Origin of the sequence: Klebsiella sp. 10-1, assembly GCF_009758445.1 — a bacterium.
GTDB classification, from domain to species: domain Bacteria; phylum Pseudomonadota; class Gammaproteobacteria; order Enterobacterales; family Enterobacteriaceae; genus Klebsiella; species Klebsiella scottii.
On sequence record NZ_WQRE01000010.1, the window covers coordinates 80,337 to 104,066 of the forward strand.

At 57.7% G+C, this 23,730-nt stretch carries 22 protein-coding genes and 1 pseudogene; 12 read left to right on the forward strand and 11 right to left on the reverse strand.

All coding sequences use genetic code 11. From position 1 onward, the window contains the following. Positions 1–10: 10 nt before the first annotated feature. The 3 genes from GO007_RS25750 to GO007_RS25760 are packed head-to-tail and all read right to left on the reverse strand — an operon-like array spanning position 11 to position 2,569. Entirely contained in the window at positions 11–772 is a 762-nt protein-coding gene (locus GO007_RS25750) for an inositol monophosphatase family protein (RefSeq protein ID WP_095104937.1), read from the reverse strand. A 10-nt stretch (positions 773–782) separates the two neighbouring features. Further along, complete coding sequence (locus GO007_RS25755) at positions 783–1,802, reverse strand: LacI family DNA-binding transcriptional regulator (RefSeq protein WP_095104939.1); 1,020 nt, start codon at positions 1,800–1,802, stop codon at positions 783–785. After that, positions 1,799–2,569: an MBL fold metallo-hydrolase gene (locus tag GO007_RS25760; RefSeq protein ID WP_095104941.1), complete on the reverse strand. Its 771-nt coding sequence runs from the start codon at positions 2,567–2,569 to the stop codon at positions 1,799–1,801. Before GO007_RS25760 ends, GO007_RS25755 begins: the two co-directional genes overlap by 4 nt. Positions 2,570–2,740: 171 nt before the next feature. Here GO007_RS25760 and GO007_RS25765 point away from each other — a divergent pair, with 171 nt between their 5' ends. The 4 genes from GO007_RS25765 to GO007_RS25780 all read left to right on the forward strand — a co-directional run bounded on the left by GO007_RS25765 (position 2,741) and on the right by GO007_RS25780 (position 6,715). Then, positions 2,741–3,790, forward strand: a complete 1,050-nt coding sequence (locus GO007_RS25765; RefSeq protein WP_095104943.1) for an ABC transporter ATP-binding protein — start codon at positions 2,741–2,743, stop codon at positions 3,788–3,790. 29 nt (positions 3,791–3,819) lie between these two features. Further along, a complete protein-coding gene (locus tag GO007_RS25770; protein ID WP_095104945.1) occupies positions 3,820–4,959 on the forward strand; it encodes an ABC transporter substrate-binding protein in 1,140 nt (379 codons plus the stop codon). Between the two features lie 68 nt (positions 4,960–5,027). After that, positions 5,028–5,858 carry an ABC transporter permease gene (locus GO007_RS25775; protein ID WP_095104947.1) on the forward strand — a complete coding sequence of 277 codons (831 nt, stop codon included), beginning with the start codon at positions 5,028–5,030 and terminating at the stop codon, positions 5,856–5,858. Beyond that, positions 5,858–6,715 (forward strand): ABC transporter permease, encoded by an 858-nt coding sequence (locus tag GO007_RS25780; protein WP_189339923.1) that lies wholly within the window; start codon positions 5,858–5,860, stop codon positions 6,713–6,715. Before GO007_RS25775 ends, GO007_RS25780 begins: the two co-directional genes overlap by 1 nt. 53 nt (positions 6,716–6,768) lie before the next feature. On the opposite strand, the gene GO007_RS25785 is transcribed toward GO007_RS25780, so the two are convergent. After that, entirely contained in the window at positions 6,769–7,050 is a 282-nt protein-coding gene (locus GO007_RS25785; protein WP_095104949.1) for a YjcB family protein, read from the reverse strand. A 543-nt stretch (positions 7,051–7,593) separates the two neighbouring features. Between GO007_RS25785 and GO007_RS25790 the strand changes: the two genes are divergently transcribed. After that, positions 7,594–9,198, forward strand: a complete 1,605-nt coding sequence (locus GO007_RS25790; RefSeq protein WP_095104951.1) for an EAL domain-containing protein — start codon at positions 7,594–7,596, stop codon at positions 9,196–9,198. Here GO007_RS25790 and soxS read toward each other — a convergent pair. Next, positions 9,183–9,512 carry a superoxide response transcriptional regulator SoxS gene (soxS, locus tag GO007_RS25795; protein ID WP_095104953.1) on the reverse strand — a complete coding sequence of 110 codons (330 nt, stop codon included), beginning with the start codon at positions 9,510–9,512 and terminating at the stop codon, positions 9,183–9,185. The two genes, GO007_RS25790 and soxS, sit on opposite strands and share 16 nt — an antisense overlap. An 84-nt stretch (positions 9,513–9,596) precedes the next feature. Here soxS and soxR point away from each other — a divergent pair, with 84 nt between their 5' ends. The 4 genes from soxR to GO007_RS25815 all read left to right on the forward strand — a co-directional run bounded on the left by soxR (position 9,597) and on the right by GO007_RS25815 (position 14,520). Continuing rightward, positions 9,597–10,055, forward strand: a complete 459-nt coding sequence (soxR, locus tag GO007_RS25800) for a redox-sensitive transcriptional activator SoxR (RefSeq protein ID WP_095104955.1) — start codon at positions 9,597–9,599, stop codon at positions 10,053–10,055. Positions 10,056–10,313: 258 nt separating this feature from the next. Then, positions 10,314–10,982: a glutathione S-transferase family protein gene (locus GO007_RS25805; RefSeq protein ID WP_095104959.1), complete on the forward strand. Its 669-nt coding sequence runs from the start codon at positions 10,314–10,316 to the stop codon at positions 10,980–10,982. Between the two features lie 393 nt (positions 10,983–11,375). Beyond that, positions 11,376–12,725 (forward strand): NCS2 family permease, encoded by a 1,350-nt coding sequence (locus GO007_RS25810; RefSeq protein WP_095104963.1) that lies wholly within the window; start codon positions 11,376–11,378, stop codon positions 12,723–12,725. Positions 12,726–12,873: 148 nt separating this feature from the next. Beyond that, a complete protein-coding gene (locus GO007_RS25815) occupies positions 12,874–14,520 on the forward strand; it encodes a Na+/H+ antiporter (RefSeq protein ID WP_095104965.1) in 1,647 nt (548 codons plus the stop codon). Positions 14,521–14,605: 85 nt separating this feature from the next. Here the strand turns inward: GO007_RS25815 and GO007_RS25820 are convergent, their stop codons facing one another. Continuing rightward, complete coding sequence (locus tag GO007_RS25820; RefSeq protein WP_095104967.1) at positions 14,606–15,490, reverse strand: LysR family transcriptional regulator; 885 nt, start codon at positions 15,488–15,490, stop codon at positions 14,606–14,608. Between the two features lie 103 nt (positions 15,491–15,593). Here GO007_RS25820 and GO007_RS25825 point away from each other — a divergent pair, with 103 nt between their 5' ends. Then, positions 15,594–16,004, forward strand: a complete 411-nt coding sequence (locus tag GO007_RS25825; protein WP_095104969.1) for a CidA/LrgA family protein — start codon at positions 15,594–15,596, stop codon at positions 16,002–16,004. Then, the gene (locus GO007_RS25830) at positions 15,997–16,686 is read left to right on the forward strand and encodes an LrgB family protein (protein WP_095104971.1); all 690 of its coding nucleotides are present in this window, start codon (positions 15,997–15,999) and stop codon (positions 16,684–16,686) included. Before GO007_RS25825 ends, GO007_RS25830 begins: the two co-directional genes overlap by 8 nt. 33 nt (positions 16,687–16,719) lie before the next feature. On the opposite strand, the gene actP is transcribed toward GO007_RS25830, so the two are convergent. From actP to acs, 3 genes are all read right to left on the reverse strand, one after another. Continuing rightward, positions 16,720–18,369 (reverse strand): cation/acetate symporter ActP, encoded by a 1,650-nt coding sequence (gene actP, locus GO007_RS25835; RefSeq protein WP_095104973.1) that lies wholly within the window; start codon positions 18,367–18,369, stop codon positions 16,720–16,722. Continuing rightward, positions 18,366–18,680 (reverse strand): DUF485 domain-containing protein, encoded by a 315-nt coding sequence (locus GO007_RS25840; protein ID WP_045853423.1) that lies wholly within the window; start codon positions 18,678–18,680, stop codon positions 18,366–18,368. The genes actP and GO007_RS25840 overlap by 4 nt, the downstream gene beginning before the upstream one ends. Before the next feature lie 190 nt (positions 18,681–18,870). After that, a complete protein-coding gene (gene acs / locus GO007_RS25845; protein ID WP_095104975.1) occupies positions 18,871–20,826 on the reverse strand; it encodes an acetate--CoA ligase in 1,956 nt (651 codons plus the stop codon). Between the two features lie 414 nt (positions 20,827–21,240). Between acs and gltP the strand changes: the two genes are divergently transcribed. Beyond that, entirely contained in the window at positions 21,241–22,551 is a 1,311-nt protein-coding gene (gltP, locus tag GO007_RS25850; RefSeq protein ID WP_095104979.1) for a glutamate/aspartate:proton symporter GltP, read from the forward strand. Positions 22,552–22,748: 197 nt separating this feature from the next. On the opposite strand, the gene GO007_RS25855 is transcribed toward gltP, so the two are convergent. Continuing rightward, on the reverse strand, positions 22,749–23,432 hold the full coding sequence (locus tag GO007_RS25855; protein WP_095104981.1) for a tetratricopeptide repeat protein: 684 nt from the start codon (positions 23,430–23,432) through the stop codon (positions 22,749–22,751). A 189-nt stretch (positions 23,433–23,621) separates the two neighbouring features. Next, positions 23,622–23,730: pseudogene (locus tag GO007_RS29650) on the reverse strand (formate dehydrogenase); the annotation flags it as partial.

Below are 23,730 nucleotides of genomic sequence, written 5' to 3' on the forward strand. Positions count from 1 at the left end.
CTGCGGGCGGCTATTTGCCAGTCAGGGCCATCAGGCGCGACTGAACCTCGGGGCAGCCGGCCAGCACCAGGTTACCGCTGAACAGGCCGTCGTTGGCAAGAAAGTCGCTGCTCGCGCCGCCCGCTTCGACGATCAGCAGGATACCTGCCAGCGCATCCCAGCTGTTCATATGCTCCTCATAATAGGCGTGCACCTGGCCGGCGGCGACGTGAGCCAGCATGAGCGCCCCGGCGCCAAAGCGGCGATACTCCATGCCGGCGTCAATCACCCGCTCAAGCATGCGGGCGTAGTTTGCGGCGGGCGCCCGGCTGGATCGCCCCATGCCAATAACCACCGTTTCCGGGTCCGGCTCGCGCAGCGCCAGGCGCTTATCGTTGAGAAATGCGCCTTCGCCGCGGCGGGCAAAGAAAAATTCGTTCCGGTCCGGAGCATAGATAATTCCCAGCTCCAGCGCGCCCTGCCTGACCCAGGCCAGAGAAATACACCAGTAATCCATACCCAGAATATAGTTGGTGGTGCCGTCGATAGGGTCGATTACCCAGGTTCCCTGCTCTCCGGCCTGCAGGCCGCTCTCTTCGCCGAGAAAACCATCGTTGGGGCGGTGGGCTGCCAGCCAGCTTTTGATCTGCTGCTCGACAAAAACGTCGGCCTGCGAAACAAAATCCTGGCGCGCTTTTTTATCTACCTGCAGTCCCGAATCGCGCAGCTCCTGCGCGCGCGCGCCCAACTGGCGAATCAAATTACATAGCGATTGCTGCTGTTCTTCCGTCATAGCCTGGCTCTTATGTGGTTGATGGCGACGTGCGCCGGTGAATTAAATCGACCTTCACCCACGTGGTGCGTGAAGGCTGTAGCGGATCGCTGGCCCGCTCCAGCAGGCGGGTGAGCGCCTGGCGGGAGATCTCCGCCACGTCCTGATGCAGGGTGGTGAGCTGGTAGCTGTACTGGGCCGTTTGCGGCGTGTTATCAAACCCGATGAGCTGAAAATCCGCCGGGGCCTGTTTGCCGCGCTGGCGCATGCCGTCGAGAAAGCCGCAGGCCAGCTGCGCGTTGGCGCAAAAAATGCCCTCCAGCGCATCGTCGGCGTCGGCGGCGGCCTGCAGGCCGCCCTCATAGCCCTCAAGAGAGGCAAACAGCGGCTGAAGATCGCGCCGCGTATCGACCCCAAGTTCGGTAAGCGCCTGATAAAACGCTTCGCCGCGCATTTGTCCGGCCCAGGTAGAGTGGCGATGGTTTAACCAGCCAAAGCGGCGGCAGCCGGCCGCCACCAGCTGCTTTGCGGCCAGCGTCGCCCCGGCTGCATTATCCGAGCAGACGTAATCGACGCAGGGAATATTCGGCTGGCGGTTAATGCCGACGACCGGAATTTGCTGCTGGGCGAACTCGTTGACCAGCGACTCTGGCGGCTGGCCGGAGGTGACGATCGCCCCGGAAACGCGGAACTGCGCAAAGCGGCGGAGGGTCTGGGCCAGATCCTGCTCGCTGCGGATCTCGCTGACCAGCGCCTGAAAATCGCGGCGCTGGATCTCGCTCAGCAGCCCGTCGAGCAGGCTGCTGCGAAACGGATCGTTGATGCGGGAAACGATCACCCCGATCAGGTGGCTGCGCCGGCGGTTGAGCCCCTGGGCGAGAAAGTTGACCTGATAGCCCAGCTCTTCCGCAGCGCGCAGCACCCGCTCGCGGGTGACCGGAGAGATGCTGCCGTTATTACTCAACGCCCGGGAAACGACCGCGCGCGAGACGCCGGCGCGCTGGGCAACGTCCTGGGCGGTGATGCTCTGTTTTCGGGGGAGTGCGCTCATGCCGGGCTTTCCTCGCCGCTGCGCGGTGGCTGATGAAGATCGTATTGTAAGCCGTCGCGGCTGACGAACAACCCGTTCCAGGGCCGGCAGGCCACCCGCAGCGCCGGCAGAATCGCGTCATAGCAGTGATACAGCCCCATAGCGGGCAGCGCCAGCGTTTGAAACAGCGTCAGGCAGGCCGGGAAATCGCCGTGGGAGGCGTCATCGCTCAGCGAGGTGAGCGAAGCGCACTCCTGAAACGCCAGATCTGCGCCCGCCATCAGCGCGATCGACTGCGGCGTCGGGCGGCCGTCGCCGCTGTAGAACAGGCTTTTCCCGGCGATGGTGATGCGGATAGCGCGGTTGGTTAGCTCGTGCTGGGTTTCGGCGGTGCGGATCTGCCAGTCGTGCCACGTCCATGCCGGGGCGCTGTCGCGCCACTCAATCGCAAAGCACAGCGTGGTGTCCGGCCAGTTTGCCAGCTGCGCCAGCTGCATCAGCACCGGACGCTGCTGCGGCTGGCTGTAGATAATCAGCGGCTTATGGCGGGAAAAGCTTTTCCAGTAGTTGAGCAGCGCCGTCAGGCCGGTACAGTGATCCGGGTGGACGTGGGTGAAGTAAATGGCATCGATATCGTTAATATCGCCCCCTTGCTGCCACAGGGCGCGGGGGATAGTGGGGCCGCAATCAATTAGCCACTGACGATTTTCATCATCAATAATGCGCAGCGCAGAGGTATTTTGGCTCTCTGAGAACGCGCTACCGCAGCCAAGAACATCTATTTTCATTTACCCTCGCCAAAAAATTTTCGCACTTAATTAAATTGTCACAAATACCCGACAAAGTAGGCTCACATCATGTCGAGTCAACGTTGCATTTTTTTTACAGCCAAATGAACACGTGTTCATCCTGGCGCGAATAAATAAAAAATGCCTACAGAAGAGTTTTGGGTACCGAATATGAGCTATTTGCAAATTGCCCATCTGAGAATTAGCTACGGCGATAAGGTTGTCCTGCATAATATCGATCTGGCGGTAGAGAAGGGCGAGATGATCGCCCTGCTGGGGCCATCGGGCTGCGGGAAAACCACGCTGCTAAATGCGCTCTGCGGCTTTATCCCGGTACAGAACGGGGATATCGTCGTCGCCGGAAGGGATATCACCCATAGCGCGCCGGAGCAGCGCAATATTACGATGGTTTTTCAAAGCTATGCGCTGTGGCCGCATCTGACGGTGGCTCGCAATATCGGCTACGGCCTGAAGCTGCGCAGGTGGCGTCGCGACGATATCGACCGCCGGGTGGCGGAGCTGCTGCATATCGTCAACCTCCCGGGCCTGGCGGAAATGAAGGTGACCGAACTTTCCGGCGGTCAGCGTCAGCGGGTTGCCCTGGCGCGCGCCCTGGCGATTGAGCCGGACGTGCTGGTGCTGGATGAACCGCTCTCTAATCTGGATGCCAAAGTCCGCCTTAACGTCCGTCATGAAATAAAAGCGCTGCAAAAGAAGCTCGGCTTTACCTCATTAATCGTCACCCATGACCAGCAGGAGGCGCTGGTGATGGCTGACCGTATCGCTGTATTAAATAACGGAAGAGTTGAGCAATTAGGGACGCCGGAAGATATATATCAACGTCCGGCTACGCCTTTTGTCGCCGATTTTATGGGGGCCGATAATAAAATAAATACCCGCGATATCCGCTCCCTCGACGGCATTCATTGGCGCACCCCGACGGTATATTCAGATGCGCATTCTGAGGAGCAGGTGATTTATTTCCGCAGTACCGACGCGGCGCTCTTTTCATTAGCGGATAGCGCGCCGCAGGAGGGGCTGACGCTTGACGGTATCGTCGAACAAAGCGCCTTCCTCGGCCATTTATATCGCCACAGCGTGCGCTGTCGCGATCGCCTGCTGCTGGCGGATTCTACCCGCTGCTGGCCAGCCAGTTCGCCGGTCAGGCTGCACGTGCCAACGCCGGCGCTGCATATTTTTCCTTCATCTCATGCAAGTTGACATCATCGTGTTCATTCTGGGGATAGACCATGTTTACTAAAACAAACGTTGCGATAGCGACTGCCGTACTCCTGAGCTACGGCGCGCAGGCCGACACCATCCTGAACGTCGCGACGGCGGGCGATCAGAATATGGTGGATTACGTAAAAACCTGGCTGGGGCCAAAGTTTGAGGCCGCTCATCCGGGCGTAAAGGTGCAGGTCATCGGCACCGGGCCGGGGGACGCGGGATCGAACAAAATTATCGAAAAGCTGACGGCGCAGAAGGAGAGCGGCGCCAGCAGCTGGGATATTGACGTCGCCGTGGTGCATCAAAACGCCGGCGGCGAGCTGGTGGAAAAAGGGCTGTTAGAGAAATACCGCCCGCAGATTAAGACCGGCAGCCTGGTCACCGCCGACAACGCTAAAAACGCCCTCGGCGTTAACGTCGACGGCTATGTGATGCCGATGTTTTTAAGCCAGACCGCTATTGCCTGGAACAGCGAGGCGATCAAAGCCCCGCCGGCCTCCTACGATGAGCTGGTCGCCTGGGCGCAGAAAAACCCGCAGGCTTTCGGCTATAACGGGATTAAGAACGGCATGTCCGGGGTCAGCTTCGTTGTGGGCTGGATGTATGCTTACGGCACCGACGCGCAGCGTCTCTCCTCCCTGCCGTATGATAAAGGCGTGGAGAAGAACTGGAGCCAGGCCTATGAAAAGCTGAAGGCTTTTAATAAAAACGTCACCTTTACGCCGGGGAACGCCGGGACGCTCGATATGCTGACCCGCGGGGAGATCACGATGGGGCCGGTATGGGTGGACATGTTCTACAGCTGGAAAGATCAGGGCAAACTGCCGCCGTCGATCAAGCTGTCCCTGCTGGCTCCGGGCATGCCGGGACAGCCGATGTATTACGTAACTCCGGCGAAGGCGGCGAATCCGCAGCTGGCGCGCGAATTTATCGAGCTGGCGACCAGCCCGGAGGTTCAGGCGCAGGGGATCGTTAAGCAGTTTAACTGGTATCCGGGCATCGATGCGCAGCACGTTAAACCGCAGCTGGATGCCGGGACGTGGCAAAAGCTGTTTGCTGAGATCTCGCCGCAGGCGCTGGCGGAATATGGCAAAAGCTTCCCGATTACCGCCTATTTTGACGATATTAAAGAAGGCTACGAAAGCCAGGTCGCCAACTAATCTCTGTCGATGCCCTGGCCGACACAGCGTCGGCCCGGGCGTTTCTCCTCGCTGATATCAGGTTTGCTATGCGTATTTCGTTGAAATATCTGCTGCTGGTTGCTCCCGCCGCGCTGACCATCGCCGTTCTGTTTTTATATCCGCTGGGCTTCTCGCTGATTGCCGCCTTTACCAACGATGCGCAGCAGCTAACCCTGGCCCACTTCCGCAAAGTCTACGCGCTCTACTCCAACGATATTCTGTTTACGCTGATCGTCGTGCTGAGCTCCGTGGCGCTGCTGGCGCTCATTTCCATCACCCTTTCCGCCGTTATTACCCTGTCCTCCTGCCGGCCGATTGTGCGGATGCTGGCATTTTTATATCGGCTGCCGCTGTTTATTCCTTTTATCGTTGCGGCGCAGATGATGCGGACGTTTCTGGCTAAAAACGGCTTAATGAACAATGCCCTGGTCGCCAGCGATCTGCTAACGCCGATGGAGACTATCTCCTGGCTGGGCTGGAAGGGCATCATTATCACGTTTGTCTGGAAGCAGCTGGCGTTCGCTACGCTGCTTATCTGCGGCGCAATGGCGGCGCTTGAGCAGTCGCAAATTCTCGCGGCGCGCAACCTGGGCGCCTCTCGTCCACGGATCCTGTTCGATATTATTTTGCCGCAGGTGCTGCCCGCTATCGGCGTTGCGCTGGTGCTCTCGACCGTCACCATGATGTCGGTGCTGTCCGTGCCGCTGATGATAGGCGTCGGTACGCCGACGATGATCACGGTTGATATGGCGTTTCGCGTTAACTCCTACGGGGATTACGCCGTGGCTAATGCTCTGGGCGTCGTTTCGCTGCTTATCTGCGGCGCGCTGTCGTGGTTTTATCTGCGCCACAGCCTGCGCCAAAAAGGAGGAGAATAATGAAAGAGGTTAGGATGACACCACCTGCGACGCTGCTGGCGAAAGGGCGGAGAAAGCTGAGCGCCAGCCTGCCGCTGCAGACGCTGCTGCTGGTTCTGATGCTGCTGGCGATGTTTGGCCCGCTGCTGAATCTACTTATCTGGACGGTGGCCGAAAGCTGGTTCTTTCCCCATAGCCTGCCCAGCCAGTGGGGGCTGAAATACTGGTATCAGGTGTTCAGCCCCTATAGCGACGTCTCGGGCTCTTTGCTGACCAGCGTGCTGATTGCCGTGCTGTCGGTGCTGGTGTGCCTGCTGATTTCGATCCCCGCAGGCTATGCGTTATCAAGACGGGGAATGCCTCTGCGGGTATGCTTTATGCTGCTGTTTCTTATCCCGCAGGCGTTCCCTAATCTGACGGTGTATATGAATATTGCCCGGCTTTTCTATCAGTGGGGGCTAAACGGCACCGTGGCCGGCGTGGTGCTGGTGCACAGCGTGCACGGGCTGATGTATTCGGTATGGATCTGCGTGGCGGCATTCTCAGCCGTCGATCCGCTGCTGGCAAGAGCGTCACGTAATCTGGGGGCCGGAGCGATTTATACGTTTTGGCATATTGTTTTGCCCCAGGCATCGCCGGGGATTATTGCCGCCAGCATCTTTGTCTTTCTGGAGTCGCTGGATGAGTTCACCGGCACCTTTTTTGTCGGCGCGCCGGATATCACCACGCTGCCGCTGCTGCTATACAACGCCAGCATGTCGGGGAACTATCAGGTTTCGTCTATTACTGCGCTGATTTTGTTACTTCCGTCGCTGCTGTTTATGCTGGTTATTCATAAATTTATGCGCCCGGAAATGCTGGCAAAAATGGGGAAATAGCGCGCAGGCCGCCCGCCAGTAAAAACGCTTCCCGATGGGAAGCGTTTTTACTATCAGGTCATCATCATTGGCCACTCTGGCGGCGTCTGGCTCATCACTTCAACCATGACGTCTTTAATGTTGCCCCAGATTTTGGCTACATCCAGCAGCGTGATGCCGAGCAGACCGGTGGCAAACCAGCAGGCCGCGGCCAGCCCCAGGCAGCTACAGATGACCGCTAATCCGGCATAATCGCTTTTACGCAGCTGAATATTCATCGAGCTGGCTAAAAACATCAGCACCGCGCTCAGCAGCGGCCAGCGTAGGAGTATGACACTGGTAGTAATGGAAGCCATTAACCTGATCCTCAAAGAAAGTCGGGGGCCTTTGACAACCTGACGAGACTGACGATGACGTGGCGCTCTGGCTATCGACGGGCAAACAAACGTATAATGAAACAATGTTTCCGTTTCATTAGGATGTGTGAACTATATCACATTTGTTCTTTTATTCACCAGCCAAAAATTGCGTTTTTTATGTACTTATAAACCATTTTAATATTGTGGTTAATGGCGCATTGAGCCATAGCCATGCCCGCCATGACGGTAAAGCTGACGCTTTAATACGATGGATTCTTTTTGCCAGACTTATATCTGCGGGTTTTATTACCTGTTCGCGGTAATCATACGGATAAACCGAATCAGAAAGCGGCACCGCTCTCATTATTTCGAGAATGTTTCTCGGTTGTTCTATAAGTAAGTATTATTCATCATTATCAGGTGTGTGGTTTTTACGCCAAATAGCCGATTGCTAAATGACTGAGTGTTGTATAAGAGTAGGCATCTGCCATTGTGGACTGTTACCGTGACTAAGGCGTATCGCATGGATATAAAGCGGAAATGAGTCGTAGCGCGCCGCATAAGGCGTTGAGAATATTCGGTATTACCTTGGTCATCCTGTTGCCAGTGGTCCTGGCATCGTGGCTTGCCCAACACCGGGCAAAGGTGGAAACCGACGACCAGCTCCGCTCGTTTTCTCAACTGGCGCTGCAGAAAACCGAAATGGTTATTCATGAGGTCGAACAGGCGCGTAAAAAGGCCATGCAATATCAGGGGATAATATGTTCGCCGCAGCATCAGCGATATATGCTGGATATTGTTCGCAGCCTGCTTTATGTCGATGATTTAGTCTATGCAAAAGGCGCTGATTTCTTTTGCTCAACCGCCTTTCATCCCGACACGGCGTGGCATGTCGAGCCGGCTAATTATATAAAAAAGCCGGATATCGCGATCTATTACTATCGCGATACCCCGTTCTATCCCGGTTTTGCCATGACCTATATGCAGCGCGGTCACTATGTCGCGGTTATTAATCCACTTTCCTATAGTACGCTAATATCCAGCGACAGAGATTTAGCCTACGGTCTGTTCGATACCAAAACGAATCAGTTTTTCTCCGTCAGCAAAAATACGGATGCCGCGACCTTACGTCCGCTGATCCGCCCCGAAGATACCTTTTTTCAGCGGGATCGCCGGGTCTATACCGTTGCCCATTCGACCAACCGCCCTATTGCGGTGATCATGTCCACCTCGCGCGTTGGCTATTATCAAAATTTATATGACCAGATAATGCTTACCCTTCCGCTGGGCCTTATTTGTAGCGCGCTGATTTTACTGGTGTGGCTGCGAACCCGGCGGCAGTATCACTCTCCGCGCTGCATGCTGCAGCGCGCGCTAAGCCGTCGCCAGCTGTGCCTGCACTATCAGCCGATCGTCGATATTAAAACGAACCGCTGCGTAGGGGCCGAAGCGCTGCTGCGCTGGCCCGGGTGCGATGGCCCGGTGATGAGCCCGGCGGAGTTTATTCCGCTGGCGGAAAACGAAGGGCTGATTACGCAGGTTACGGACTATGTCGTGGATGAGGTGTTTGCCGATATGGGCGAATTTCTCGCCAGCCATCCTCAGCTGTACGTCGCGATTAACCTCTCGGCCACGGATTTCCACTCCGCGCGGCTTATTAGCCAAATTAGTGAAAAGGCGCAAAGCCACGCGGTATGCATCAACCAGATTAAAATCGAAGTAACCGAGCGCGGGTTTATTGACGTGCAGAAAACGACGCCGGTTATTCAGGCCTTTCGCGAGGCGGGATATGAAGTCGCCATCGATGATTTCGGCACCGGCTACTCCAACCTGCATAACCTCTCTTCGCTCAACGTGGACATTCTCAAGATCGATAAATCCTTTATCGATACGCTGACGACCCACGGCACCAGCCACATGATCGCCGAGCATATTATTGAGATGGCGCGCAGCCTGCATCTGAAAACCGTGGCCGAGGGCGTGGAAACGCTGGATCAGGTTAAGTGGCTACAGAAGCGCGGCGTCCGCTACTGCCAGGGCTGGCATTTCGCGAAGGCGATGCCGGTGCAGGAGTTTAAGCAATGGCTGGTCAAGGCGCCAGCGCTGCTTAACTCCTGCGCGCAAAGCTGTCAGGCGGAAATCTGATGGCGATAGTCGCTAGGCGTGCGGTCATACTCCCGGCGAAACACTCGTGAAAACGTCTGCTGCGAGACGTAGCCCAGATCCATCGCGATATCAAAGATAGGGCGCTGGGTCGTTCTGAGGGCTTCAGCGGCCAGCAGGAGCCGGCGTTGACGAATGTAATCACCCAGCGTCTGATGCGTAACGGCGCGGAACATCCGCTGGAGATACCATTTCGAGTACCCCGATTTTCTGGCGACTACATCAATGTTAAGTGGTTGATCGATATGTTCATCAATCCATTCAATAAGCGTTTGGATAATATCCTGATGGGACATAAAGCGGCCTCTCTCAATTCTCGATTCGTCGTTTTGTCTGCGGGCGAGTATAATTCCTCAAGTTAACTTGAGGTAAAGCGCTTTATGGAAAAGAAATCACCCCGAATTAAAATGCTGTTGACCCCGGGAGAAGTGGCGAAACGTACCGGCGTTGCCGTCTCGGCGCTCCATTTCTATGAAAGCAAAGGGCTTATTCACAGCCAGCGCAATCCAGGCAATCAGCGGCGCTATCGTCGCGACGTGCTGCGCGCCGTGGCGATTATCAAGATTGCGCAGCGCATCGGCATTCCGCTGGCCACTATCGGCGACGCGTTTGGCGTACTGCCCGAAGGCCACAACTTAAGTGCCAAAGAGTGGAAGCAGCTGTCGTCGGTGTGGCGGGACGAGCTGGACCGGCGTATTCATACGCTGACCGCGCTGCGCGATCAGCTGGATGGCTGCATTGGCTGCGGCTGCCTGTCGCGACGGGACTGCCCGCTGCGTAACCCGGGGGACATGCTGGGTGAAGAGGGTACCGGCGCGCGGCTGCTGGAGGATGATTAAAAAACTAAAGCGCCACAACAGGGCGCTTTAGTTGTTTTCCGGTCTTTGTCTTTCGCTCTATCCCGCTGGTGCACAGGAGGGTTTCCCCCGACGTCGGCTCACCTCAGTTTTGCGCAACAAGTTGATGGAGGTTCCGGATTGCGCCGACACCTTAATTGTGGCACATCCCCTTAAATCTACCCGTTTATTTTGGCGAATTTTTTCCGTCATTCGCCGCCAGTTCCTATAGTTAATTTGAACAAACGACGGGAGAAATCCATGCTGACGGTACATCACCTTAATCAATCGCGATCGCAGCGCGTGCTCTGGGCGCTGGAAGAGCTGCAGCTGCCCTATCAGCTTGTCTGCTATCCGCGGCAGAAAAATATGCTGGCGCCGCCGGAGTTAAAAAACATTCACCCGCTGGGCAAATCCCCGGTCGTGGAGGACAACGGCTACGTGCTGGCGGAGTCCGGGGCGATACTCGAATATCTGCAGGAAACCTACGATAGCACGCAGCAGCTGCGCCCGCAGGCGATGGCGGACAGGCTGCAGTACCGTTTTTGGCTGCACTATGCCGAAGGCTCGCTGATGCCTCTGATGCTGATGAAGCTGGTCTTTTCCCGTCTCGGCAAGGCCCCGGTGCCGTTTGGCATGCGCACGCTGGGCGGCGCGCTGGGGAAGGGGATGCAGAAGGCCTGGCTTGACCGGCAGATTGCCACCCACGCCAGCTTTATCGAAGATCACCTCTCCCGATGGCCGTGGTTCGCGGGCGAAAACCTGAGCATGGCCGATATTCAGATGAGCTTTCCGCTGCTGGCGCTGCAGTCACGTGGCGGAATTGACGGCCTTGCGCACATCGCCCGCTGGACGCAGCGTATCGAACAGCGTCCGGCCTGGCAGCGCGCCATTGAGCGCGGCGGCCCCTTCGCGCTACCGGGCGCCTGAGGCATCACCTTTTACGATGGCCGGCGCGAATTGCTATCAGCGCAAAGCCAAAATGTTAGCAGATTGCGCATGGACGATAACGTTTGCGCATCGGCTGGTTATTTCCTGAACGTCATAAGCGAAATTTAGCGAAATACGACAAACTTCAGTTGAAAAGGGCCATCTAAAGGCTGGATAATCGTTTGCCTTATTATTTTGCTCGCTATTTATCCTGCTAACAGGGGGTGAGTAAAGTAATTTTGACCACCGTATTGTATGCGCGGAGTTAAACGTTTGCTTTTTTTGCAGCCCCCCTGGCGCTGCGATATAGCACAAGGAGATCGCGTTGAACTGGCAGTGGATGGTCCACCACGCATACCGACGAATGATAAAAATTCTCAGGGGAAGTTTTCTATGTCTACGCCTTCAGCGCGTACCGGCGGTTCATTAGACGCCTGGTTTAAAATTTCGGCTCGCGGCAGCTCCGTGCGTCAGGAAATTCTCGCAGGTTTAACCACTTTTCTGGCGATGGTGTACTCGGTAATTGTGGTACCGGGCATGCTCGGTAAAGCCGGGTTCCCACCGGCGGCGGTGTTTGTCTCCACCTGTCTGGTAGCGGGCGTCGGCTCTCTCGTTATGGGGCTGTGGGCCAACCTGCCGCTGGCAATCGGTTGTGCTATCTCGCTGACCGCATTTACCGCCTTCAGCCTGGTGCTGGGGCAGCAGATCAGCATCCCGGTTGCGCTGGGCGCCGTGTTCCTGATGGGTGTGCTGTTTACCATTATCTCCGCGACCGGTATTCGTAGCTGGATCTTACGCAACCTGCCGCAGGGTGTTGCGCACGGCACCGGTATCGGTATTGGCCTGTTCCTGCTGCTGATCGCCGCCAACGGCGTGGGCCTGGTGATTAAGAACCCGCTGGACGGCCTGCCGGTCGCGCTGGGTAATTTCGACAGCTTCCCGGTGATTATGTCGCTGTTGGGGCTGGCGGTGATTATCGGCCTCGAAAAGCTGAAGGTGCCTGGCGGTATCCTGCTGACCATTATCGGCGTGTCGATCGTGGGCCTGATTTTCGACCCTAACGTCCACTTCTCCGGTATTTTTGCTATGCCGTCGCTGAGCGACGACAAAGGCAATTCGCTGATCGGCAGCCTTGATATCATCGGCGCGCTGAATCCGATAGTTCTGCCGAGCGTGCTGGCGCTGGTGATGACGGCGGTATTTGATGCCACCGGCACCATTCGCGCGGTAGCGGGGCAGGCGAACCTGCTGGACAAAGACGGGCAGATCATCAACGGCGGTAAAGCGCTGACCACCGACTCCCTGAGCAGCGTCTTCTCCGGCCTGGTCGGCGCGGCGCCGGCGGCGGTGTATATCGAATCGGCCGCAGGTACCGCCGCCGGCGGTAAAACCGGCCTGACCGCGGTGACGGTCGGCGTGCTGTTCCTGCTGATCCTGTTCCTTTCTCCGCTCTCCTATCTGGTTCCTGCATACGCCACCGCTCCGGCGCTGATGTATGTCGGTCTGCTGATGTTGAGCAACGTGGCGAAAATTGATTTTAACGATTTTGTCGATGCGATGGCGGGCCTGATTACGGCGGTCTTTATCGTGCTGACCTGCAACATCGTTACCGGCATCATGATCGGCTTCGCGTCGCTGGTGATTGGACGCCTGGTTTCCGGGGAGTGGCGCAAGCTGAACCTCGGCACCGTGATCATCGCTGCGGCGCTGGTTATCTTCTACGCCGGCGGTTGGGCAATTTAAGCTATTTTTGCTGACAACGGGCGGCTCAGGCCGCCCGTTTAATTTTTAAGCCACATCCTGTTTCCTTTTGCGTTAATCTGAGTAGCGTATCATTTCGAGACATGACGCCTCAGATGTAAAAAAAGAAAACGCAGCAAACAGGGAACACATGGAAATATTCTTTACCATACTCATCATGACCCTCGTGGTCTCTCTCTCCGGGGTGGTTACACGCGTACTGCCCTTTCAGGTTCCACTACCTTTAATCCAAATCGCCATCGGCGCGCTGTTGGCCTGGCCTACCTTCGGCCTGCACGTCGAATTCGACCCCGAACTCTTCCTGGTCCTCTTTATTCCGCCGCTGCTTTTTGCCGATGGCTGGAAGACGCCGACCCGCGAGTTCATTGAGCACGGGCGAGAGATTTTTGGCCTCGCGCTGGCGCTGGTGCTGGTAACGGTGGTGGGGATCGGCTACCTCATCTACTGGATAGTCCCAGGCATTCCGCTGATCCCGGCCTTTGCGCTGGCGGCGGTTCTGTCGCCAACCGATGCGGTAGCGCTGTCGGGGATCGTCGGTGAAGGGCGCATCCCGAAAAAAATTATGGGGATATTGCAGGGCGAAGCGTTGATGAACGACGCCTCCGGCCTGGTCTCGCTGAAGTTTGCCGTCGCGGTGGCGATGGGTACGATGGTCTTTACCGTCGGAGGGGCGACGGTCGAGTTCTTCAAGGTAGCGATAGGCGGCATCCTCGCCGGTTTTGTCGTCAGCTGGCTGTACGGGCGCTCGATGCGCTTCCTCAGCCGCTGGGGCGGCGATGAGCCGGCAACGCAGATTGTGCTGCTGTTCCTGCTGCCGTTTGCTTCCTACCTGATCGCTGAACACATCGGTTTTTCCGGGATTCTGGCCGCGGTCGCGGCGGGGATGACCATCACCCGTTCCGGGGTGATGCGCACCGCGCCGCTGGCGATGCGCCTGCGTGCGAACAGCACCTGGGCGATGCTGGAGTTCGTGTTTAACGGCATGGTGTTCCTGCTTTTAGGCCTGCAGCTGCCGGATATTCTGTCGAGCTCGCTGGTGGCGGCGGAAGCGGACCCCAACGTTGAAACCTGGATGCTGTTTACCGACATTATCCTGATTTACGCCGCGCTGATGCTGGTCCGTTTTGGCTGGCTGTGGACGATGCGCAAGCTAAGCCAGCGCTTCCTGAAGAAGAAACCGATGGAGTTTGGCTCCTGGACAAACCGCGAGCTGCTGATCTCCTCGGTGGCCGGGGTGCGCGGGGCGATTACCCTCGCCGGCGTACTGTCGATACCGCTGCTGCTGCCGGACGGCGACGTTTTCCCTGCACGCTATGAGCTGGTGTTCCTTGCCGCCGGGGTCATTCTGTTCTCGCTGTTTGTCGGCGTGATTGCGCTACCGATCCTGCTGCGCCACATTGAGTCGACCGACCATGTCCAGCAGCGTAAAGAGGAGCGCCTGGCGCGCGCGGCAACGGCGGACGTGGCGATCGTGGCGATTCAAAAGATGGAGGAGCGGCTGGCGGCGGATACCAAAGAGAATATCGATAACCAGCTGCTGACGGAGGTCAGTTCACGCGTGATCGGTAACCTGCGCCGGCGGGTCGACGGCCGTAACGACGTGGAAACCTCAATCCTCGAAGAGCAGCTTGAGCGCCGGTTCCGCCTGGCGGCGCTGCGTTCAGAGCGCGGCGAGCTGTACCATCTGCGCGCGACCCGCCAGATCAGCAACGAGACGCTGCAGAAGCTGCTGCACGACCTTGACCTGCTGGAAGCGCTGTTAATCGAAGATCAATAATCGCCGCCGCGCCCCGTCGGGGCCGTGCGGTTGGCTGATCTGTAGTTGGTAGCCCGGACCGGCGCAACGCGCCGCCTCCGGGCGTTTACTCATTCAGCCAGAAGGCCTTACTGCACTCCAGCCACGCCTGCGCGCTATGCGACAGGTAAACGCCCTCCCGCCAAATCATTCCCAGCTCCCAGCGCAGCTCGCTCTGCAGCGGTATCGTGTAAAAATGCCGGGTATCGAGGCGCTCACAAATCGGCTGCGGCAGGATCGCCACGCCAATTCCCGCCTGAACCATAGCGGCGAGGAAGTCCCACTGCCCGCTGCGCACCGCGATACGGGGTTTCACCTCGTAGTCGGTAAACAGCTGCATCAGCTGCTGGCTGAGGGCGAAATCTTCGTTATAAATCACCAGCGGATGGGCGGCGAGCTCCTGCGGCGACAGCGAGCTAACGCCCTCCCATGGCGCCGTTCGCGGTGCCAGCACGCACAGCGGATGGTTGAAAAGCGGCAGCGTCGCCAGGCCGCTCTCCTCATCGACCGGCAGCGCCGTCATCGCCAGGTCCAGCTCGCCGTTGCTGACCGCCTGCTGCACGGTCAGCCCGCCGAACTCGGCAATTTTCAGCTCCACGCCCGGATAGCGCTGACGAAACAGGCCGATAGGCTCGGCCATCAGCATCCCGACCATCGGCGGGATCCCCAGCCGCAGAATGCCCTTATGCAGATGGTTAATATCGCTAAGCTCAGATTCCAGCTGGCGAAATTCGCCCAGAATCGCCTGCCCGCGCTCGAAAACCACCCGGCCGGTATCGGTCAGCAGGAGCCTGCGGCCGTCGCGAATAAGCAGCGTACAGTTGAGCTCATCTTCGAGGTTTTTTAGCATCTTGCTGATGGTGGGCTGCGTGACGAACAGTTTCTCTGCCGCGCGAGTGAAACTCTGCTGGCGGACGACTTCGACAAAATAACGCAGCGTGCGGATATCCATAATTATTCCCTGAGACTATACCTGTGATGATTTTAATTCATTTCTGTCCAACCTGGCGGCTCACTATACTGCTCGCCTGGCTTCTTTTTCAGGAATATCGCTCATGGCCTTCGCGCCAGCTCGCGTTACCCCCTTCGTTGTGCAACGCCTTCAGGTACCGGTTCAGGTACTGGTTTATGCCGGACTGTTTGTCTGCGCTCAATATCTGGTTAACTGGCTGCACCTGCCGCTCCCGGCAAATTTAGTCGGCATGCTGATGCTGCTGGCATTAATCGTCTGTCGGGTGATCCCGCTGAACTGGGTGCGTGCCGGCGCCCGCTGGCTGCTGGCAGAAATGCTGCTGTTCTTCGTGCCGGCGGTGGTGGCGGTGGTCAACTACACCCAGCTGCTGATGGTGGACGGCTGGCGCATTCTGCTGGTGATTGCGCTGAGCACGACGCTGGTGCTGGGGGCGACGGCGTGGGTGGTGGATAAAGTTTATCGCTACGAAATCAGCAGGATGAAGCATGAGTGATCTCCTGTTGAGCATCCTGTGCCTGATCGTGACGCTGGCGCTCTATTTTGCCAATAAACGCCTCTATCGCCGCTTCCACAGGCTTCCGCTGATGCCGCTGGTCTTTACCCCGATACTGCTGGTGCTGATTCTGGTCTTTGGCCATATTTCGTATCAAAGCTATATGGGGGAGGCCCACTGGCTGCTGTGGCTGCTGGGGCCGGCGACGATCGCTTTCGCCGTGCCGGTGTATGACAACCTGGCTATTATTAAACGCCACTGGATGTCGCTGAGCGCCGGGGTGCTGACGGCCTCAATCGTGGCGGTCTGCAGCTCGGTCTGGCTGGCGCGCCTGTTCACCCTTTCCGATGAGATTCAGCGCAGCCTGGCGGTGCGTTCGGTCACCACGCCTTTTGCGCTGGCCGCGGCCCGGCCCCTCGGCGGCCAGCCGGATCTGGTCGCGCTGTTTGTGGTGGTGACCGGGGTATTTGGCATGGCGATCGGCGATGTGCTGTTTTTGCGCCTGTCGATTCGTGCAGGGATGGCGAAAGGGGCGGGATTCGGCGCCGCTTCGCACGGCGCCGGAACCGCGCGCTCCTATGAGCTCGGGCCGCAGGAGGGCGTTGTCGCCAGCCTGGTGATGATGCTTTCGGGAGTGGTGATGGTGCTGGCGGCGCCGCTGGTGCGCCTGCTGATGTTTTGATGAGCCCCGGCCGTCTGGCCGGGGTTAAGAGGCTTAATGCGCCTGGCCGCGTTCGATACCGATACCGGTCTGTGAACGGATAAACTGGGCGCGGAACAGCTCGCGTTCGCGCAGCCCTTCCGCCGAGGTATCGGTAGCAGAGAAGAACCAGATGCCGATAAAGGCGATGGCAATCGAGAACAGCGCCGGGTACTCGTACGGGAAGATCGCCTTCTCATGGCCGAGGATCTGGACCCAAATGGTCGGGCCGAGGATCATCAGGATGACGGCGGTCAGCAGGCCCAGCCAGCCGCCAATCATCGCTCCGCGCGTGGTCAGCTTCGACCAGTACATCGACAGCAGAATGATGGGGAAGTTACAGCTGGCGGCAATCGAGAACGCCAGTCCGACCATGAAGGCAATGTTCTGATTTTCGAACAGAATCCCCAGCAGAATGGCAACCACGCCGAGGATCAGCACGGTAATTTTCGATACCCGCAGCTCATCGCGCTCGCTGGCGCCCTTACGGAAGACGTTGGCGTACAGGTCGTGGGAGACCGCCGACGCGCCGGCCAGGGTTAAGCCCGCGACCACCGCAAGGATGGTGGCGAAGGCCACTGCCGAAATAAAGCCGAGGAACAGATTGCCGCCCACCGCGTCGGCGAGGTGCACCGCCGCCATGTTGTTGCCGCCGATAAGCGCGCCCGCCGCGTCTTTAAACGCCGGATTCGCGCCCACCAGCATGATGGCGCCGAAGCCGATAATAAAGGTCAGGATATAGAAGTAGCCCATAAAACCGGTGGCGTAGAATACGCTTTTACGCGCTTCGCGCGCATCGCTCACGGTGAAGAAACGCATCAGAATATGCGGCAGACCGGCGGTACCAAACATCAGCCCCAGCCCAAGCGACAGCGCCGATATCGGGTCTTTCACCAGTCCGCCAGGGCTCATAATTGCCGCCCCTTTAGGATGGACCGCCATCGCTTCGCTGAACAGGTTATTGAAGCTGAAGCCTACGTGCTTCATCACCATAAAGGCCATAAAGCTGGCGCCGCACAGCAGCAGAACCGCTTTAATGATCTGTACCCACGTTGTCGCCAGCATCCCGCCGAACAGCACGTACAGCACCATCAGCACGCCGACCAGCACCACCGCAACGTGGTAGTTAAGGCCGAACAGCAGCTGGATAAGCTTGCCCGCGCCGACCATCTGCGCAATCAGATACAGCGCCACCACCACCAGCGAGCCGCAGGCGGAGAGGGTGCGGATTGGCCCCTGCTTCAGGCGATAAGAGGCGACGTCGGCAAAGGTATAGCGTCCGAGGTTGCGCAGGCGTTCGGCAATCAGGAACAGAATAATCGGCCAGCCGACCAGGAAGCCGAGGGAGTAAATCAGCCCGTCGTAGCCGGAGGTATAAACCAGCGCGGAGATCCCGAGGAAGGAGGCGGCGGACATAAAGTCGCCGGCAATCGCCAGCCCGTTCTGGAAGCCGGTGATGTTCCCCCCGGCGGTATAGTAATCGCTGCGCGAGCGTACCCGTTTTGACGCCCACCAGGTGATATAGAGCGTCAGGGCGACGAAGATCAGGAACATGATAATCGCCTGCCAGTTTGTCGGCTGGCGCTGCACCGCGCCGGCGATCGTATCGGCCGCGTTTGCGGCAGCCGGGAGCGTGGCGGCAAGCGCCGTCAGAACTTTCTTCATGATGCCTGCACCTCTTTGAGAACGCTTTTCGTCAGACGATCGAATTCGCCGTTGGCCCGCCAGACGTAAACCCCGGTGAGCAGGAAGGAGATAACGATGACGCCAATGCCGATGGGGATGCCGCGGGTGACGCTGGTTCCCGCGTGCAGCGGCGTACCCAGCCAGCCGGGGGCAAAGGCGATAAGCAAAATGAAGCCGACGTAGATAACCAGCATGATCAGTGACAAAATGGCGGCAAACCTTTGCCGGGTTGCAACTAACTCCCTGAAATGCGCACTATTTTCTATCCGCTGACAAATTTGATCATTCATCATAGCGTCTCCAGAGGTATTCCTTTCGTCATCCACGCGCGAGACGTCGGCAGCACTTGTCCGCCCGACAGCTAACCGTCGGGAATCCGCCTGCTTACCGCTTTCCTGCTGCCTGGAATCCTTAGGAAGGTTTTATGTTGATCTCCTCTCCCCGGTAGGGGAGAGGGTGTAGGGATTCAGTACGTACTGGCTATGGCATTGCGATGGACTGCTTCTCTTCGAGCAGTTTTTCCACCACGCCAGGATCGGCGAGCGTTGAGGTATCGCCGAGGTTGCTGGTGTCGCCGGCGGCAATCTTGCGCAGGATGCGGCGCATGATTTTACCGGAGCGGGTTTTCGGTAACGAATCGGTCCAGTGCAGCACATCCGGGGTTGCCAGCGGGCCGATCTCTTTACGCACCCAGTTGCGCACTTCCGCGTACAGCTCCGGCGTAGGCTCTTCGCCGTGATTCAGCGTCACGTAGGCGTAAATTGCCTGACCTTTGATGTTATGCGGAATGCCGACCACCGCCGCTTCGGCGATTTTCGGGTGTGAAACCAGCGCCGATTCAATTTCGGCGGTGCCCAGGCGGTGGCCGGAAACGTTCAGCACGTCATCCACGCGGCCGGTTATCCAGTAGTAGCCATCCTCGTCGCGGCGTGCGCCGTCGCCGCTGAAGTACATATTTTTAAAGGTGGAGAAGTAGGTTTGCTCGAAGCGCTCGTGGTCGCCGAACAGGGTACGCGCCTGGCCAGGCCAGGAGTCGGCGATGGCGAGGTTGCCCTCGGTGGCCCCTTCCAGCGGCGTGCCTCCGTTATCGACGATCACCGGCTGAACGCCGAAGAACGGACGGGTGGCGGAGCCGGCCTTCAGCTCAATAGCGCCCGGCAGCGGGGTGATCATAAAGCCGCCGGTTTCGGTCTGCCACCAGGTGTCCATCACCGGGCATTTCTCGTTGCCGATTTTTTTCCAGTACCACTCCCAGGCTTCCGGGTTGATCGGCTCGCCGACGGAGCCCAGAATGCGCAGGGAAGAGCGGTCGGTGCCTTCGATGGCCTTATCACCCTCGGCCATCAGCGCGCGGATCGCCGTCGGTGCGGTATAAAGGATGCTGACCTGGTGTTTATCCACCACCTGGCACATGCGCGCCGGAGTCGGCCAGTTTGGTACCCCTTCAAACATCAGCGTCGTCGCGCCGCAGGCCAGCGGGCCGTACAGCAGGTAGCTGTGGCCGGTTACCCAGCCCACGTCGGCGGTGCACCAGTAGATATCGCCAGGATGATAGTCGAATACGTATTTGAAGGTCGTCGCCGCATACACCAGGTAGCCCCCGGTGGTGTGCAGGACGCCTTTCGGCTTGCCGGTTGAGCCTGAGGTATAGAGGATAAACAGCGGGTCTTCCGCGTTCATCTCTTCCGGCTGATGCTGGTCGCTGGCGTTTTCCAGCAGATCGCTCCACCACAGGTCGCGACCCTCGTGCCATTCCGTTTTGCCCCCGGTACGCTTGAGGACGACAACGTTTTCAATGCTGGTTACGTTAGGATTTTTCAGCGCGTCATCGACGTTTTTCTTCAGCGGAATAGCGCGACCGGCGCGCAGCCCTTCGTCGGCGGTGATCACCAGCCGCGAGCTGGAGTCGATGATGCGCCCGGCCACCGCTTCCGGCGAGAAGCCGCCGAAAATAACCGAGTGGATGGCGCCAATGCGCGCGCAGGCCAGCATAGCGACCGCCGCTTCGGGCACCATCGGCATATAGATAGCGACCACGTCGCCTTTTTTAATCCCGAGGCCGAGCAGGGCGTTGGCAAAGCGGCACACGTCGCGATGCAGCTCGCGATAGGTAATTTTCTTGCTCTGGCTGGCATCGTCGCCTTCCCAGATGATGGCCGTCTGCTCGCCGCGCTCCGCAAGGTGGCGATCGAGACAGTTAGCCGCCAGGTTCAGCGTTCCATCTTCATACCATTTGATAGAGACGTTGCCCGGGGCAAATGAGGTGTTCTTCACGCGCGTATAGGGCCGCATCCAGTCGAGGATTTTTCCCTGCTCACCCCAGTACGCGTCGGGATCGGTCACAGACTGTTGATACTGCGCCTTGTACTGTTCCGGGTTAATCAGGCAGCTGTCCGCAATATTTGCGGGAATAGAGTGTTTATGTATTTGGCTCATGGCTTTTTTTCTCCTGTAGGTTGTTAAATATATGTCAAATAAACGTTAATAGTAGGGGCTTTGAGAGCTTTGTTTGCTATTTGGGGGGCAGATCACGCATTAATTCAACTGAATGAAAATTAATCAAATGAAACTTTTAAGTGGAATAATTTCGCAAGTGAATTTATAGAAATGGAATCGATTAAAATTTTTTTATAACAGATACTTATGCAATGTAAGTGGGGGGAATTAGCGGCTTTATGCATAAAACCAGAGTAAAGGCCTGTTCTTAAACGCTTGCGCAGCAGGCCGTGCAAATGATACTCATATCGCGCGTTAAAAAACCCCATAGAGCAACGCAACACAATTCATACCCCTTTCAGTGGGTAACATTACCTCCGGTAATGGTGCCTTTCATTGAGGAAGTCTGTAGTGATGAAAAAAACAAAAGTCAGCCTGGCCTGGCAAATTTTGCTGGCCCTGGTGCTGGGCATACTCCTGGGCAGTTATCTGCATTACCACGCCGAAAGTCGTGACTGGTTAATCTCGAACCTCCTGACGCCTGCGGGCGATATCTTTATCCACCTGATCAAAATGATCGTGGTGCCGATTGTGATTTCGACGCTGGTGGTCGGGATTGCGGGCGTTGGCGACGCTAAGCAGCTGGGGCGCATTGGCGCCAAAACGATTATCTATTTTGAAGTGATCACCACGGTGGCAATCGTGCTGGGGATTACCCTGGCCAACGTTTTCCAGCCGGGAACCGGCATTGATATGTCGCAGCTGGCGGCGGTCGATATTTCGAAATACCAAAGTACGACGGCGGAAGTGCAAAGCCACGCGCACGGGCTGATGGGGACGATTTTGTCGCTGGTGCCGACCAATATCGTCGCCTCGATGGCGAAAGGCGATATGCTGCCGATTATCTTCTTCTCGGTGCTGTTCGGTCTGGGCCTCTCCTCGCTGCCGGCAACGCATCGTGAGCCGCTGGTGACCGTTTTCCGCTCCATTTCCGAGACCATGTTCAAAGTGACGCACATGGTGATGCGCTACGCGCCGGTGGGGGTATTTGCGCTGATCTCCGTGACCGTCGCCACCTTTGGCTTCGCCTCCCTGTGGCCGCTGGCCAAGCTGGTGATTCTGGTCTATTTCGCGATTCTGTTCTTTGCGCTGGTGGTGCTGGGACTCGTCGCACGGGTCTGCGGCCTGAGCATCTGGATCCTGATTCGCATCCTGAAAGACGAACTGATCCTCGCATACTCCACCGCCAGCTCCGAAAGCGTGCTGCCGCGTATTATTGAGAAAATGGAAGCCTACGGCGCGCCGGCCTCAATCACCAGCTTCGTGGTGCCGACCGGCTACTCCTTTAACCTCGACGGCTCGACGTTATACCAGAGCATTGCGGCGATCTTTATCGCCCAGCTGTACGGGATTGACCTGTCGCTGTGGCAGGAGATTACCCTGGTGCTGACCCTGATGGTGACCTCGAAAGGGATTGCCGGCGTACCGGGCGTCTCCTTCGTGGTGCTGCTGGCGACGCTGGGCAGCGTAGGCATCCCGCTGGAAGGCCTGGCCTTTATTGCCGGCGTTGACCGTATCCTCGATATGGCGCGTACCGCGCTGAACGTGGTGGGGAATGCCCTGGCGGTGCTGGTTATCGCCAAGTGGGAACACAAATTTGACCGTAAGAAAGCGCTGGCGTACGAACGTGAGGTGCTGGGCAAATTTGATAAGACCGCGCAATAAACGCGTAATTAAATAGCAAACCCGGCGCCATGCGCCGGGTTTTTTTATCGTAGGGCAGGGGATTCCAGTCAACGGTGGTTTGGGCGAAGGCCGTGTTTTAAGTTCCGTTCACATTCCACAGAACTTACGCTACAGCGCTAGCCACAACGCACGCCTTCGCCCAAACCACCGTAAAAAGCCATCCGGGCGCGAAGAGGCTACCCCTTGGTTATCCGCTCAAACTCCTCGCATCCGGTATCAAACCCCTCCTGACAGCTGACGTTTAGCCAGTGCAGGGCCTTCTGCTGATTGGGTTCGATAAAGCCTTTCTCCCCCTGCTGGAACATCATCCCGGCCCAGTACTCGGCGTAGCCGGTGCGGGACAGCGAGGAGCTGCGTTTAAAATAGAGCGTGGCCGCGGCGTCATCTTCCGCAATCTGCACGCCGCTGGCGTAAATCAGCCCGAGCAGCATCTGCGCGTCAACGGCGGAGTCGCTTTCCGGGTCCTGGGCCGCGTCCTGCAGCAGGGTTATGGCGTGCGAATAGTCCGGCTTGCCGGCCTGATGATTAACCAGCACCCGGGCAAGGACGATCTCCCCGGCCTTGCTGCCGGCCTGCACCGACTTTTCCGCCAGCTGCCTGGCCTGCTTGTAATCGGCGTTCTGCGGGTTGCGGATCTTCAGCTGCGCCAGCAGCGCCAGCGCATCGCCATCGCCGCTTTCCGCCGACTTCTGCGCCCAGTATTCGGCCTGCGGATAGTCGCCCGAACTGACGTAGGTATCGGCGAGATAGTACTGCGCGCGCGGGTCGCCCGATTCTGCCTGCTGTTTGTACTGACTGCCTGGTTCCGTGGCGTTTGTGGCGGCAGAGACCAGCGCCAGTAATAAATAGAGGTATTTCATTTTTTATTATCGGTAGAGAACATTGTGAGCAGTATAAAGGGAGGAGCAGGAGAAGAAAATGACAGGCACGAAGCAGGCATGATGAAAGCAGGGCGATAAATTTGTCCCTCCGGTAAGCATCGCGCCGCCGGAAGGACCGATCCGCATCCCGGAAAGGCGCTTCGTGCGCCTCCGGGAAAACGGTCTGACTTAACCCATCGCGCTTTCGCGCAGGCGGGCTTTTAGCCTGCTGTACTCATCGATCACGTACTGCTCGGCGGCCCGCTGGTCGGCAATACGCTCAACGTTAACCGCGCAG

Coding starts and splice junctions, on each gene's coding strand:
- GO007_RS25750 (WP_095104937.1), bottom strand. CDS start 772: ATGACGGAAGAACAGCAGCAATCGCTATGTAATTTGATTCGCCAGTTG.
- GO007_RS25755 (WP_095104939.1), bottom strand. CDS start 1,802: ATGAGCGCACTCCCCCGAAAACAGAGCATCACCGCCCAGGACGTTGCC.
- GO007_RS25760 (WP_095104941.1), bottom strand. CDS start 2,569: ATGAAAATAGATGTTCTTGGCTGCGGTAGCGCGTTCTCAGAGAGCCAA.
- GO007_RS25765 (WP_095104943.1), top strand. CDS start 2,741: ATGAGCTATTTGCAAATTGCCCATCTGAGAATTAGCTACGGCGATAAG.
- GO007_RS25770 (WP_095104945.1), top strand. CDS start 3,820: ATGTTTACTAAAACAAACGTTGCGATAGCGACTGCCGTACTCCTGAGC.
- GO007_RS25775 (WP_095104947.1), top strand. CDS start 5,028: ATGCGTATTTCGTTGAAATATCTGCTGCTGGTTGCTCCCGCCGCGCTG.
- GO007_RS25780 (WP_189339923.1), top strand. CDS start 5,858: ATGAAAGAGGTTAGGATGACACCACCTGCGACGCTGCTGGCGAAAGGG.
- GO007_RS25785 (WP_095104949.1), bottom strand. CDS start 7,050: ATGGCTTCCATTACTACCAGTGTCATACTCCTACGCTGGCCGCTGCTG.
- GO007_RS25790 (WP_095104951.1), top strand. CDS start 7,594: ATGAGTCGTAGCGCGCCGCATAAGGCGTTGAGAATATTCGGTATTACC.
- soxS (WP_095104953.1), bottom strand. CDS start 9,512: ATGTCCCATCAGGATATTATCCAAACGCTTATTGAATGGATTGATGAA.
- soxR (WP_095104955.1), top strand. CDS start 9,597: ATGGAAAAGAAATCACCCCGAATTAAAATGCTGTTGACCCCGGGAGAA.
- GO007_RS25805 (WP_095104959.1), top strand. CDS start 10,314: ATGCTGACGGTACATCACCTTAATCAATCGCGATCGCAGCGCGTGCTC.
- GO007_RS25810 (WP_095104963.1), top strand. CDS start 11,376: ATGTCTACGCCTTCAGCGCGTACCGGCGGTTCATTAGACGCCTGGTTT.
- GO007_RS25815 (WP_095104965.1), top strand. CDS start 12,874: ATGGAAATATTCTTTACCATACTCATCATGACCCTCGTGGTCTCTCTC.
- GO007_RS25820 (WP_095104967.1), bottom strand. CDS start 15,490: ATGGATATCCGCACGCTGCGTTATTTTGTCGAAGTCGTCCGCCAGCAG.
- GO007_RS25825 (WP_095104969.1), top strand. CDS start 15,594: ATGGCCTTCGCGCCAGCTCGCGTTACCCCCTTCGTTGTGCAACGCCTT.
- GO007_RS25830 (WP_095104971.1), top strand. CDS start 15,997: ATGAGTGATCTCCTGTTGAGCATCCTGTGCCTGATCGTGACGCTGGCG.
- actP (WP_095104973.1), bottom strand. CDS start 18,369: ATGAAGAAAGTTCTGACGGCGCTTGCCGCCACGCTCCCGGCTGCCGCA.
- GO007_RS25840 (WP_045853423.1), bottom strand. CDS start 18,680: ATGAATGATCAAATTTGTCAGCGGATAGAAAATAGTGCGCATTTCAGG.
- acs (WP_095104975.1), bottom strand. CDS start 20,826: ATGAGCCAAATACATAAACACTCTATTCCCGCAAATATTGCGGACAGC.
- gltP (WP_095104979.1), top strand. CDS start 21,241: ATGAAAAAAACAAAAGTCAGCCTGGCCTGGCAAATTTTGCTGGCCCTG.
- GO007_RS25855 (WP_095104981.1), bottom strand. CDS start 23,432: ATGAAATACCTCTATTTATTACTGGCGCTGGTCTCTGCCGCCACAAAC.